A 13499-nucleotide genomic window follows, 5' to 3' on the forward strand; every position below is an offset into this window, starting at 1 on the left:
TCCTCACAACCCACACACGCAACACGCCGACACCACATCAACATCAAACTGGCACCGCACAAACATCACAGCAAACCGAATACCACACCGGCGCCACATCAAATGCCACGCTACAAGACAATCGCACCCAATTAAATTCCCGCGTTTGTTCCCTTTTTGACCCATTTGGTAAACAAAAGCAGGAACACTTGCCCGCGTTTGTTTACGTATTTGGCGATTTTGGAAACAAACACGGGATAAAAGAAACAAAAACAGGCGAATCTACGACTTCGCGCTTAAAGCGTAGCGCGAGAGGCGCTTTGACTGAGCTTGAAATTGCATAACGCATTTCAAGCTCCTTCAAAGCGTGATTTGGCCCGCACGTAAAGTCCACTGGACTTTACGTGCGGCGAATACATGAACGCGCTGTAACGCGCGAACGATTTCCCCGCGTTTGTTTACGTATTTAGTGTTTTGGTAAACAAAAGCAAGAACACTTTCTCGCGTTTGTTCCCTTTTTGACCCATTTGGTAAACAAATGCGGGAACACTTGCCCACGTTTGTTTACGTATTTGGCGATTTTGGGAACAAACTCGGGCAAAAAGAAACAAACACGGGATAAAAGAAACAAACGCGGGATAAAAGAAACAAAAACAGGCGAAGACGCAAGCTCGCGCTGTAGCGCGCGAACGACATATGACGCACTTTGCACCAGATTCAATATAGCTCGCGCACTACAGCACTCTAGCAATAGCAAATTTTCTGGCGATTACCTATTAACAAACTTGCTGTATGCATCCTCATCTGCAACAACATCAAGCTCACCAATCCAAATAAACGGATCAGTAGCCTTGCAGAAACCATACTTAAAGAAATAAAGACCATCGCTAACATCAAGTGAGAACACACCGCCCATGTTAAAGTACTTCATTCCAAGCTCATGCGCCCACTGAATCAAATCCCATATAGACAAATACCCTGGGCTCACCTTGCCCTGCATGGTCGCAGTAGCACCATACATGTACCATAATTCACCGTTATAAGGCAAACCAATCATGCACGCAATAGTCTCACCCTCATAGTCCGTGCTATAAATTCTCATTTCTGGATAAGCTGCAAGCAATCTCTCAAAATACTCTTTAGGTCTGTATGTAATACCGTGTCTTTTTGCCATAATCTCAGTAAGCTCATAGAACTTGTCAATATCTTCCTGAGAACGACTCCACCTAGATGTAACGCCAGCTTTTAAAGAAGCCCTTATGTGCCTTCTTGTCATCGCACTAAACCCAGCAAGAAGATCATCCGTAGACTTACCCTCAAGATCTAGCATCATCTCATATCGAGGATTTGAGAAAGAGTGAAGTTTTTCCCCATCACTCCTAAAAGTAAAACCTTGCTCTCTATACTTCTTAACAAGATCTTGATCGTTTTTAACGCAAGGATCCATTCGCAGCAAAAATGCATTGTACTTTTCAATAAGAGGCTTAGCTTCTTCAATCAGCTTCTTAGTGGTTTCTATATCATAAAAATCACTTACTGGTCCATGAGGAGCATAGAGGAACATTTTATCATCAACAGCTTTTATGCCGAGAACAGACATTGCTGCCGTGATCTTACCGTTTTCTTCTAGATAAACGTATTCACTAATCCAGTTGCTTTTCACATCTGCCCAACGCATATCTTGCATAGCGTTTCCGTAAGGCGAATGTTTTATGAATTCCTCATACTCTTGGACTTTAGAAGAATCATTTTTATCAAGTATCGGCATTTGTTCTCCTTTTTAGCTCAATACGTGATTTTAATTCAGTTTTACTCTGATAGCACGAGTTATACGCGATTTAGCGAGTAAGCTTACGATGCAAGCGATGAGGACGAGCAGCTTCTTCACCAAGGCGTGCGATCTTATTTTCTTCGTAAGCTTGGAAGTTACCTTCGAACCAGTACCATTTTGCAGGATTCTCATCGTCGCCTTCCCACGCAAGAATATGCGTGGCAACGCGGTCAAGGAACCAACGATCGTGGCTCACCACTACAGCGCAGCCTGGGAAGTCAAGCAAAGCGTTCTCTAAGCTTTCAAGCGTCTCAACATCCAAATCGTTAGTAGGCTCATCAAGCAGCAGCAAGTTGCCGCCCTGCTTAAGAGTTAAAGCCAAATTCAAGCGATTACGCTCGCCGCCAGAAAGCACGCCCGTAAGCTTTTGCTGATCCGACCCCTTAAAACCAAAGCTTGCAACATATGCGCGAGTAGGGATTTCAACGCCTGCAACTTCAATAAAATCAAGTCCGCCTGAAACAGCTTCCCACAAGTTCTTATTAGGATCCAGACCTGCGCGATTCTGATCTACGTAAGAAATCTTCACAGTGTCTCCAACTGTAAGCTCGCCGCCAGAAAGTGGCTCCAAGCCCACAATCGTCTTGAAAAGCGTAGACTTACCAACACCGTTTGGACCAATCACGCCAACGATACCGTTACGAGGCAACGTAAACGACAAGTCGTCGATTAACACGCGATCTCCAAAAGCCTTGTGAATATGCTTCGCTTCCAAAACTTGCGAACCCAAACGCGGACCTGCAGGAATTTGAATCTCCGAAAAATCAAGCTTCTTGGAATTGCGTGCCTCTTGCTCCATTTGGTCGTAACGCTCCAAACGAGCCTTATTCTTAGCCTGACGAGCCTTCGGCGAACTACGCACCCAGTCCAACTCATTCTTTAAGCGCTTAGCAAGCTTGGCATCCTTAGCGCCCTGGATTTCCATACGCTTAGCCTTGGTTTCCAAGTAAGTGGTGTAATTGCCCTTGTATGGGTAAAGCTGACCGCGATCCACCTCGCAGATCCACTCTGCTACGTTATCCATAAAGTAGCGATCGTGCGTAACTGCAATAACAGCACCCTCATACTTATGTAAGAACTGTTCCAACCAAAGAATAGACTCAGCATCCAAATGGTTTGTAGGCTCGTCCAGCAGCAGCAAATCTGGGGCTTCAAGAAGAAGCTTACACAGCGCCACTCGACGCCTTTCTCCACCAGAGCACACAGAAACAGGCGAATCTGGATCTGGGCATTGCAAAGCATCCATCGCCTGCTCAAGCTGAGAATCCAAATCCCAACCATTTGCAGCATCAATCTCTGTTTGCAACTTACCCATTTCTTCCATCAACGCATCAAAGTCAGCATCTGGATTTGCCATCTCTTCGCCGATTTGGTTAAAACGCGCTACTTTTTGCGCAATCTCACCAAACGCCATCTTAATGTTTTCGCCAACCGTCTTCGTTTCATCTAGAGGTGGCTCCTGCTGCAAAATTCCAACGGTATAACCTGGCGTAATCGAAGCCTCGCCGTTTGATACATTCTCCAAACCAGCCATAATCTTCAGCAACGTTGATTTACCCATGCCGTTAGGCCCTACAACGCCAATCTTTGCGCCTGGTAGGAAGCTTAAGGTAACGTCGTCTAGAATCACGCGATCCCCGTAAGACTTGCGTGCCTTAATCATTTGGTAAATAAATTCAGCCAAAGTAATATACCATCCTTAAAAATTGAATTTAAATTGAATTAAAATTAAATTATTACAGCAGATTTTTAAATTTTAGGTTTGTGTTTATGTTTTGTATTTCGGTTTTATACTTATTTTTAAATTTTTATATTTTAAATAATTTTAAATCGCAGCAGCTGACTGTGCCCTGTCGGAAGTACCACTTGATGCATCCGCACCATCTTCTGGAGGAAGTTGGCACATCCACTCACCCACAATACCAATAATCATGTCTACAAGACATACTATTCCAGCTATAATGCATTCACGAATAATGTTGGAATAGAGCGGAATATTTGCATGCGGCCAACACATGAATAGTTGCCCAGCATACCAGCCAGTTAGAATCGCTCCAGCCATTCCAAGCGCTTTTGCAAGCATAAGAGCTGCAACAGCAAGCTGCATATTTAAATGCTTATGCTCCTCTGGCTTTGCAGTAGCATACTGATGCGTCTGCCAAGTAAGAATAAAGGTAACTATTCCACCAATTGTCATAAACGCAAGAACAACCCACGGCGCACCAGAAAGCGATATTGCGCTTGATTCCGTAATAGACACCAGGAATGCGCCGAATACAAATCCAAATAGCACCCCGAGTACAAAGTACCACCAAGGCGTGCGGTAAGCTTTCATCAACACTCTCCCATAATCCAACGTTCTGAATAAATACCGACTCGCGCCGCATCTGGAGCAAACGCAAGTTTGTACGCAAGTGGTTCTCCGTCAATTGAAGCATCTGGCTCAATTTGCATCCATGGCTCCAATTGTGCAGCATTTAGCGGTGAATCAAGCCTATCTGAATCCATAGTCTTTGTGTTTGAACTATCAGATCCGTATTGCCTCGTGCCTAAAATTCTCAATCGCAAATTTTGTTCTTGAGAAATCTGCATTTCTTTGATCTTAAGCGCTAAATCATCTTCTACCATTGTACTAGATACCACTATTATTGCGGAATATTCTTCGCCTTTATCAGAGCTTACCTGATATAGCGCCGAAACGCCGTCTAATTGAGTTGAAATAGGTTCTTTCGATTGCTCCAAACTCGTGATTACATCTAGCATGGCGAATTTTGTTGACTCTGATTTTTCTCCCTGCATTGACACTACTGCAGTTGTGATAATTGGATTATAGCCAGATTGGCTATAGACAGAATCTAAAGAAGAATTAGAATCGCTGGTTGCTTGCGACTTATCTTTAGACTTATCTCTCGACTCATCTTTCGAAGTCTCATCTTGTAATTTTTCCTTCTGCTCAGCCGCAAAAAGCGACGCGTCCGTAGGATTCGCCAATCCAAAAATCTGCGATGTTTCCACATCGTCTGCAACCCTACGAATCGTAATAGACACGCCATCTGCATTAGGTAAATCATAAGAAGCATCGTTAAAATCAGCTTTAAACTGCACATTAACAGTAATCTCTGCCTGTTTAACAAGCCAAGATTTCATAGCTGAATCCAGTAGCCTTCCAGCCGTAAGCTCCAAACAAATCGAAGAATTCTTAGCAATATCATCATCTTGAACACACGAGTCCAAAACGCGGCTAAGTCTTTTAGAAATCTGGGCAATATCAACCGTTTGGGTAGAGTCGCCAGCAACCGCTGCCCTCAAATCTAAACTCAAAACAGCGTCAACACTAAGGCGAGTATATAAGCCAATAAAAGCATCAGTATCACTCGGTTTAATACCACTTAACTTAATTGTGTCCATAATCGCCTCCCAAAAATATTATACGCGCGATGCTTTGCATAATCGCTAAACACCGCGCGTAAAATTGTTAAATTAAATTATTATTTAAATTAAATTATTATTTTAGACTTTTATCTTCATCTGTAGAATCAGCTGGCGACTTATCCTCAGTATTATCCTCAGCATTATCTTTAGAAGAATTACCCTCAGAGGCATCATCCTTAATAACACCAATATTTCGCTTCAAGCTTTCTGGAATCTCTACAGGAGGAAGAGGCGAATCTGGACGATCCGAATTAGAAAGCCACAAATCGCGCTCTGGAGCCTTACGAATCTTAGAGAAGATTTGCTCAAGCTCTTTCTCGTTAAGCGTTTCCTTAACAAGAAGCTGACGAACCAACTCATCCAAAACATCACGATTATTATTAATAATCTCCCACGCCTCAGTGTGAGCCGTTTCAATCAACTTGTGAACTTCTTCATCAATCACTTCGGCAGTTTTATTAGAGAACTTACGCGATTGCAAAGAATCCAAAGAACCAGAAGAATCCTGATCAGCGTCCATCCACTTTACGGCACCAAGCTTAGAGGAGAAACCATATTCAACAACCATCTTACGAGCGATTGCTGTAGCTTTTTCAATATCGTTAGAAGCGCCAGTAGTTGGATCGTGGAACACAACCTCTTCCGCAGTACGGCCACCCATAGCATACGCCATTTGATCAAGCAACTGATTCCGCGACTGAGAATAGCGATCACTAGTTGGCATAACCGCCGTGTATCCAAGAGCGCGTCCGCGAGGCAAAATCGTAACCTTAGTAACAGGATCCGTGTGATGCAAGGCAGCAGCAACAAGCGCGTGACCACCTTCGTGATAAGCCGTGTTGCGCAACTCATCCAAAGCCATGCCCTTAGACTTCTTTCTAGGGCCAGCCTGAACGCGATCAATCGCCTCGTCAATAGCGCGATTGTCAATAAGCTGAGCGCCAGAACGAGCGCAAAGCAAAGCCGCCTCATTAAGCACATTAGCCAAATCCGCGCCAGTAAAACCAGGAGTTCGAACAGCAACCATATGAAGATCTACGTCTGGCACAAAAGGCTTGCCTTTAGCGTGAACCCTAAGAATCGCCTCGCGACCTTCCAAATCTGGGGCTTCCACAGCAACCTGACGATCAAATCGTCCTGGTCGCAAAAGCGCAGAATCAAGCACATCTGGGCGGTTCGTAGCAGCGATAATAATCAAATTAGTGTCGTTATCGAAGCCGTCCATCTCCACAAGCAGCTGATTAAGCGTTTGCTCACGCTCATCGTGACCGCCAGTCATACCGCTACCGCGGCGGCGTCCAACGGCATCAATCTCATCAATAAAGATGATTGCTGGAGCGTTCTTCTTAGCCTCATCGAATAGCTCGCGCACGCGAGAAGCACCAAGACCAACAAACATCTCAACAAAGTCCGAACCAGCCATAGCATAGAACGGCACACCAGCTTCGCCTGCAATAGCACGCGCAAGAAGAGTCTTACCAGTTCCTGGAGGGCCATAAAGCAGCACACCGCGCGGAATACGCGCTCCTAAAGCCTTGTAGCGAGAAGGATCCTTAAGGAATTCCTTAATTTCCTCAACTTCTTCTACAGCAGACTGTTCACCTGCAACATCCGCAAACTTAGTCTTAGGTGTTTGACCTTCCAAAAGCTTTCCACGACCACGGCCGCCACCCATTCCAAGCATTCCGCCGCCAGCGCTTGCCATTCTGCCAAACATGAACCAAACAAGCCCAAGCAGAATCAAAATCGGCAGCATAGATGTGATCAGATAAGAAATTATGCTAGAAGACTGCATGCTAACAGTCCAACCATTAACTGGCTTAGCTTTTTCGATATCCTGAACAACAGTCTTACTCTGAGCAATCGTATAGTAGAATTGCACGTCTTTTCCATAATCGTGCTTCTGCTTATCGCGCTTATCGAACTTAACATACTTCTTGTCAAGCGTAAGCTTTACAAGCTGTTTGTTGTCAATAACCTCTACATAATTTGCACTACGCTTATGAAGCAACTCCAAGCCATCTTGCGTATCAATTGTCTGTGTACCGTTATGCACAAACATCTGGAATCCTGCTACAGACAATATCACAAGAAGAACAATCCAAGTCCAAGGAGATTTAAAGAACTTACGACGAGAATCAGGATTATTATCATTCTGCGAATCATTACCATTCTGATTCTTATTGCCGTTCTTGTTTTTATTGTTCTTATTATTCCCACTATTCCTATCTGGATTTTTTCCAAAATTAGGCGGAAGGAACGGATTATTCCCGTTACCTCCCAAAGGACTTTTCATAGGTCCACCCATAGGTCCGCGAGGCGACATTGGAGAAGCGCCCATATAATCAGGCTCCTTTCAGGATCCTTCTGAAGGCTCCTTACATAGAAATATGCTTAAAACTAGGATTAAATCCTACTATTTGGTTTCTATTATCAGTACTTAATTATTCAAGATTACCTAAAATTAATCAAGATTTTTTAAGACTAACCAAAGTTTCTTAAGATTACTACTCAAAATCAATAAAGAATACTTAAGATTCATACACAGATGGCTTAAGAACCGCGATAGAATCAAGATTCCTATACTTTTCGTCGTAATCCATTCCAAAACCAACTACAAAAGCATCTGGAATCTCGAATCCAACGTAAGTAATATCAACTTCAACTTCGCGACGAGCAGGTTTAGTTAGAAGCGCAAACACCTTCACACTCGCAGCGCCTCTGCTATTAAGCTCTTTAACGAGCCAATCCAAAGTCTTGCCAGAATCAACAATATCTTCAACAATAAGCACGTTTCGTCCGCGAACATCAGTAGTCAAGTCCTCACGAACCGTAATCTGACCGCTGCTTTTAGTGCCACTGCCATAACTGGAAAGACTCATGAAATCCATAGGAGCATTAAGACTAAGCTCCTGCGAGAAAACAGCAAGCGTGTTAACAGCACCCTTAAGCGCTGCAACAAGCAAAATATCGCGGTTCTCGTAGTCTTTACTAACTTGAGCCGCAACCTCACGAATACGCTTCATAAGTTCTTCGTGACTGATCAATTCGTAATCAATATCATCTCTTATATCAGCAATCTGCATGCTAACTATGATTGCATAAACGAATGACGGACGTGTTACAACTTACGCATTATGATTTAGACTATAAGCATGGTTTACTCACCTAGTTGGCGTAAAGGAATTGGCGAAGTAAAACGCTGCTTCGATAATCTTGGGCTAGAAGTGCAAGATCCACAATTCTTGCAGCACGGGCAACATTTGGCTTTACCAAACGCACCAATCGTGCTGGTAGCATGCTCTGGAGGACGCGATTCGCTAGCATTAACAGCACTGGCAGTCAAAGTGTGCGCAAGCAGAGGTATTCGATGTGCAGCGATTATAGTGAACCACAACATGCAAGAAGGATCCGCAAAAGTTGCACAAGACGCTGCTAATACTGTTGCAAGTTTAGGAGTAGACAAATCACTTATATTCGTTGAATCCGTGCAAGTTAAAGATGGCGAAAAAGGAGAAGAATCTGCAGCAAGAGACGCTAGATACGCTGCTATTATTGACGCGGCTAAGGATTTGGGTGCATCCGCAGTTCTTTTAGCGCACACGGCTGACGACCAAGCAGAAACAGTGATTATAGGTTTACGAGACTCTGCAGGTCTTGAGGCTGTAGCTGGAATGAAAAATATTACGGTTCGAAGTGGAATACGTTTTGCTAGACCGCTAATTAACCTTAGAAGGCTTGAAACAACCAATATTTGCAAAGATTTGGGCATTGAGTGGTGGGATGATCCAACAAACGGCGATTTAACACCAAGCGATGTTGAACTACCAAAGTCATACCCTCTTCGCTCAAGAATAAGACATACTCTAATGCCTTATATTTCACGGTTTTTTGCTACAGACATGACTTTACTACTTGCCAAAGGTGCCAAATTTGCACAAGACGATTTAGATTACATTAATTCTCAGGTTGACGTAATAGAAAAAGAGACGATTTTAAAGCAAAATTATGATTCTTGCGCACACGAAGTAAAAATAGCAATATCACCTTTAACAAAACAACACACTTCGATAAGACGCAGAATAATCGCCCGCGCTCTAACCGCCGCTGGAATACGTTTTTCGTCAAATCATATAGAATCAATCGACGAGCTAATTACAAACTGGCACGGTCAAAAACCTGTAGCTCTTCCTGGCGGATATGCGGCAAGCAGAAAATCACAGACTATAACTATTTGCGCGCGCTTTGACTGAGCTTGAAGGCAGGTCAGAGTGCGCATTTATACGTGATTTCGGTCAAATATGGTACAAAATGCGGAAAATCGTTCGAGCGTGGTTACGCCAAGTTAGGTGGAGATTCGAGATTTTTCGCAGCGAAAGAGGCGAGCCTCAGCGCCGAAGGTGGTGACTCGCCGAGAGAGCAAGAAAAATCGAGAATCTCGGCGATGAAAACCACGCAAAAGTCCTAGATATTCAGAAGGTTTGATGTATTTCTCTACGAGCAATAAATAGCGCCATACTCAAACCTAAAACCTTAGAATATTAACGTTCATAAACTATCCGTAAAAGTGCGCGTCACTTGCGAGGAGAGAAATACGCAAACCTCGCGCAACAACAAATAGGAGAATCGCGCTACGCTCTAAGCTGAAGGCAGGTTGGCGCGCACTAAAGATTAGTTAGCTCAGCCATCATCTTATTCACGCCTGTAAAAGTGTATCCAATGTCTCCAGGCGGATTCACAACAACAGCAAAAGTTAGAGCTCCACCAGATCTTCTAGAAACATTGCCAACCATAGATGACACATCACCCAGAAAACCAGTTTTAACACGCAGTAAGCCAGCTGCCGAAGGATCTGACAAACGATGGCGTGCCGAAGTGCACCATACACCAGGTAAAGCTAAGCCTTCTGCTGCTGCAGCACCTTTACCGATTTTAAGATTCTGAGCCTGAACTTGCACAAGAGTCACAGCACGAACAGCGGACTTAGGCGAAAGCCCAGAACAATCAGACATGTGCAATCCGTTTATATCAACGCCTAAATCGCGCAAAACGTCGCGTACAGCATCTGTGGCACCTTCTGGAGAATTACTTTTACGCATAGCGAGCGCAGTAAGACGACCAAATTCTTCCGCAATAGAATTGTCCGAATGCCTTAGCATATATGCCATAATTTCGTTAAGTGGAGCAGAAGAAACGCGGGCTATTTGCTTAAAATCAGAGGAAATCATCGGTTTTCTAGAGCTAACATATATGGATGATAATCCATCAATCTTGGAAGTTTTGCCAATTTTTGCAGAATCAGTGCTCCAAGTTCTCACATCAATACCAAATTTTTTGAGTAGATTCGCAAAAATTAATCCCGTACTTACAGCTGGATGCCGATCTAAAAGTGGATAATCATCTGGGTCATCAGCATCATTACCAGCAGCCACCCATGCTGCAAAATTACGATCTCTGCCTTCATCAACAGCTAAAGACGATGTTGGCGCATAAAAACGTCCTTCTTCATCATTTTCATGAATCAAATCAGGATAGCGTTTCTCTCCAAACAAGGAATCATCAACAGCAAGCTCAACAACTTTTACACCTTGTTTTTTAAGCGAATTCACAGTATTGCTAGCAAGAGTTTCAAGACCAGCTCTACCATTTACATGATTTGGATCATTGGTTGCAGCACCCATCAGCATATCGCCGCCGCCATGAAGAACGAGCCTAGCAAAACCATTTTTCACGCCAGATACAGCAGAATCAGCATTTCTAGAGCTTCCAACATAGTTTGCGTAAACTGTTGTAGAAAGAGTCGAGCCCATGTCTAGAACATGCGAGGCAGCTAGAGCCGTAAGCGTTTTCATAGTAGACGCAGGCTGCAAAGCAAGATTTTCATTTTTACCAGCTATAATCTTTCCGTTTGCATCAGCAATAACAGCTGAAGCATTAGGACCAAGACCTTGATATTCAAAAAATTCCTGCAAAATCTTTTCCGCAGATGACTTGTCAACAGGCTTATTCTTATCCACCTGCTTAAGCAAGCTAGCATATTTAGCTAATCTCTTAGGTCTTGGGCTAGTTAACTTTTGAAAAGTCTTATGATCACGCGCAGCAATTTCAAACTGATTAATAAAACGATTTTGCAAAAGATCTTGGCAATCAAACAGAATATAGCCACCCATTAAAGAAATTACGCCAATTACCGATATTAAGCAGACTAGAAAACGGTTTGTTGACATAGAGCCATTGGTGTGGTTTTCTACACTAAGTTCGGTTGCTGGCGATTCATCCAATGTTTCGGCTTGCTTTTTTTGCGATACTGTTGGCGAGGGTACTTTTTGCGATATTGTTTGCAAACTGGACTTAAAACCAGCTTTTTCCCTAGCCTCTTTCGACGTGAAAGCATCTTCTGGAATCTCGACTATGTTATCTAGATTCTTAAGGTCTTCATCGTCTTGCATGCGCACGCCGCCTATGTGTATGTACTTAAGTTGTATGTGTATGTACTTAAGTTAATTGCAATTCTTTACAACTATACAAACTATACACTTGCATATGCCGAGAGTAAGTTTGTGTGCATAATATAGTTTTTTTATAGAGGCGTGCGCATTAATACTCAAGCAGTAATCGAGGCGAATCTGCGCAAGTTTTCTACAATGCGAATCATGCGCTTATCCATTACTTTGCCACCAAGAATTACGCCAACAACCAACACAACAAATCCGTTTACTACAAACAGAATGAATGCAATCCACAGCAGTTGCGGCGCAAGAAGCAAAAACACAATCACAGCCGCAGCCGAAGGAATCATGCATACTGCAGAAAGAAGCGAAAAACCTATTGGAGCAAAGGATCTAGCGCCTGCAGAACCTTGCGGCCTAGAAAATGGCTTTTCGATTGACGGCACAGGGTACATTGCAATGCACGAAGAAATTAAGCCTATGCCTATGGTCGCAAAAGCTACTCCGATTGGAGAAAGAGTTTGGAACATAACTGCATTCATATTTTGATGAATATTTGCTACAAAGAAAAGGAAAACGTAAACCCCTATTCCAAGAATTGCAAAGTACACAGCGCAAATCACGGACCAAACTATTGCGTGCGCTAAACGATCGTGCAAACCTTTTACTCCAATAATCGCGTGCATAGTAAAAGCTGTGCCATCGTATGCAATATTGTTCCCAACAACCATGCCCATAAGCAAAGCAGCATACATAAGCCAGCTAGAAACGCCTATGTCCTGTGCTATAGAACCAAATCCTTTAGCATTAAAACTAGTTCCTCCTGCAACTATCAGAATAAAAAGCGGCGTAAGAAGCAAAAATAGTTGACGCATATCTCTTCTCATAACGCTAACAATTCGCGCAATAATCGCACCAACTATGTTGTCTGGAACTGCTGCAAACAAGCCGATTCCCTTAGTTTTAACAACTGTTTTTTGCTCGCCGCGAAGTAGCTTCGGCTCTAATTTTGCGCAAAACACGGAAATTGCAAAGCAAACAGCAATCGTTACAACGCAAATAAAGAAGCGAATAACAAGCGCAAGCCAATTGCCATTAATGGCGTCAAGAGGCAAAGCCATAGCAGCACTTAATGGTGTAAAAGCAGATACAGCGCAGAAACTTGAGCCAAACACAATTCCATTTGGCGTACTGCTATGCCTGTTCATTGACGCAACAAAAAGCATGTACGCTACGAAAATAACAAAGTAAAAAATGTTTCTTGAACGCTTGTTTATTAAAATAGTATCCAAAAGCTCAATAAGCATTTTGCTTAAAGACACGATTGTTGCAACATAAAGCGGAGCTGCAATTACGCTTACTAAAACTGGTAAAATTCCAAAGTTTCTGTACGCTAAAGACCACAAAGCAAGCGCGATTGTACAGCTTATTGAAAACGCTCCAAAAAGAGAGCCAAGAAGCATGCCAGCTTGCTGCTTTACGTGAGGAATGCCATAAAGCGCAAAACTGCGCGATTTTAGTGTTGTGTCGCTGCCGAGCATAAACAGGTTTATAAACAGCGTAAAAATTGATGCAATCGACGCAATCATTATTGGAACAACTTGGAATTCCTGCCAATTTTTAGTATCTGCAAGCATTCCTGGATCAAGATACTTTCCCGCTTGAAAACCAGCAAAACCAAGAGCGCATATAATCGCAAGTCCAAAAACAATGACTATACCAAAGCCGATTTTTTGCCAAATCGACTTTCGCATAACAGAAAAAGTAAGCGCCCAGCGAAGGCGAACCATTGTGAAAATCATAGACAT

At 43.1% G+C, this 13499-nt stretch carries 10 protein-coding genes; 2 read left to right on the forward strand and 8 right to left on the reverse strand.

The window, feature by feature from the left end:
* A partial coding sequence (locus tag ACJV45_RS05025; protein WP_419397786.1) for a hypothetical protein occupies positions 1–323 on the forward strand: 323 nt, incomplete at its 5' end.
* A 425-nt stretch (positions 324–748) separates the two neighbouring features.
* On the opposite strand, the gene ACJV45_RS05030 is transcribed toward ACJV45_RS05025, so the two are convergent.
* The 6 genes from ACJV45_RS05030 to hpt all read right to left on the reverse strand — a co-directional run bounded on the left by ACJV45_RS05030 (position 749) and on the right by hpt (position 8328).
* Positions 749–1747 (reverse strand): lipid II:glycine glycyltransferase FemX, encoded by a 999-nt coding sequence (locus tag ACJV45_RS05030; protein WP_004115724.1) that lies wholly within the window; start codon positions 1745–1747, stop codon positions 749–751.
* Between the two features lie 70 nt (positions 1748–1817).
* Complete coding sequence (gene ettA / locus ACJV45_RS05035; RefSeq protein ID WP_004122991.1) at positions 1818–3494, reverse strand: energy-dependent translational throttle protein EttA; 1677 nt, start codon at positions 3492–3494, stop codon at positions 1818–1820.
* A gap of 141 nt (positions 3495–3635) precedes the next feature.
* The gene (locus ACJV45_RS05040) at positions 3636–4145 is read right to left on the reverse strand and encodes a DUF3180 domain-containing protein (protein WP_004122989.1); all 510 of its coding nucleotides are present in this window, start codon (positions 4143–4145) and stop codon (positions 3636–3638) included.
* Positions 4145–5218 carry a dihydroneopterin aldolase gene (locus ACJV45_RS05045; protein WP_419397787.1) on the reverse strand — a complete coding sequence of 358 codons (1074 nt, stop codon included), beginning with the start codon at positions 5216–5218 and terminating at the stop codon, positions 4145–4147. Before ACJV45_RS05045 ends, ACJV45_RS05040 begins: the two co-directional genes overlap by 1 nt.
* A 97-nt stretch (positions 5219–5315) precedes the next feature.
* A complete protein-coding gene (ftsH, locus tag ACJV45_RS05050; protein WP_419397788.1) occupies positions 5316–7583 on the reverse strand; it encodes an ATP-dependent zinc metalloprotease FtsH in 2268 nt (755 codons plus the stop codon).
* 190 nt (positions 7584–7773) lie between these two features.
* Complete coding sequence (hpt, locus tag ACJV45_RS05055) at positions 7774–8328, reverse strand: hypoxanthine phosphoribosyltransferase (RefSeq protein ID WP_419397789.1); 555 nt, start codon at positions 8326–8328, stop codon at positions 7774–7776.
* Positions 8329–8397: 69 nt separating this feature from the next.
* On the opposite strand from hpt, the gene tilS reads away from it, so the two are divergent.
* Positions 8398–9495: a tRNA lysidine(34) synthetase TilS gene (gene tilS / locus ACJV45_RS05060; RefSeq protein WP_419397790.1), complete on the forward strand. Its 1098-nt coding sequence runs from the start codon at positions 8398–8400 to the stop codon at positions 9493–9495.
* A gap of 411 nt (positions 9496–9906) precedes the next feature.
* Here the strand turns inward: tilS and ACJV45_RS05065 are convergent, their stop codons facing one another.
* Both ACJV45_RS05065 and ACJV45_RS05070 read right to left on the reverse strand, forming a co-directional pair.
* Positions 9907–11691, reverse strand: a complete 1785-nt coding sequence (locus ACJV45_RS05065; RefSeq protein ID WP_415698635.1) for a D-alanyl-D-alanine carboxypeptidase/D-alanyl-D-alanine-endopeptidase — start codon at positions 11689–11691, stop codon at positions 9907–9909.
* A gap of 155 nt (positions 11692–11846) precedes the next feature.
* Positions 11847–13499 (reverse strand): hypothetical protein, encoded by a 1653-nt coding sequence (locus ACJV45_RS05070; RefSeq protein ID WP_419397791.1) that lies wholly within the window; start codon positions 13497–13499, stop codon positions 11847–11849.

The sequence above is a fragment of the Gardnerella lacydonensis genome (assembly GCF_048545055.1).
Taxonomy (GTDB): Bacteria; Actinomycetota; Actinomycetes; order Actinomycetales; family Bifidobacteriaceae; genus Bifidobacterium; species Bifidobacterium vaginale_C.

Coding starts and splice junctions, on each gene's coding strand:
- ftsH (WP_419397788.1), bottom strand. CDS start 7,583: ATGGGCGCTTCTCCAATGTCGCCTCGCGGACCTATGGGTGGACCTATG.
- ACJV45_RS05030 (WP_004115724.1), bottom strand. CDS start 1,747: ATGCCGATACTTGATAAAAATGATTCTTCTAAAGTCCAAGAGTATGAG.
- tilS (WP_419397790.1), top strand. CDS start 8,398: ATGGTTTACTCACCTAGTTGGCGTAAAGGAATTGGCGAAGTAAAACGC.
- ACJV45_RS05045 (WP_419397787.1), bottom strand. CDS start 5,218: ATGGACACAATTAAGTTAAGTGGTATTAAACCGAGTGATACTGATGCT.
- ACJV45_RS05070 (WP_419397791.1), bottom strand. CDS start 13,499: ATGTCTATGATTTTCACAATGGTTCGCCTTCGCTGGGCGCTTACTTTT.
- hpt (WP_419397789.1), bottom strand. CDS start 8,328: ATGCAGATTGCTGATATAAGAGATGATATTGATTACGAATTGATCAGT.
- ACJV45_RS05065 (WP_415698635.1), bottom strand. CDS start 11,691: ATGCAAGACGATGAAGACCTTAAGAATCTAGATAACATAGTCGAGATT.
- ACJV45_RS05040 (WP_004122989.1), bottom strand. CDS start 4,145: ATGAAAGCTTACCGCACGCCTTGGTGGTACTTTGTACTCGGGGTGCTA.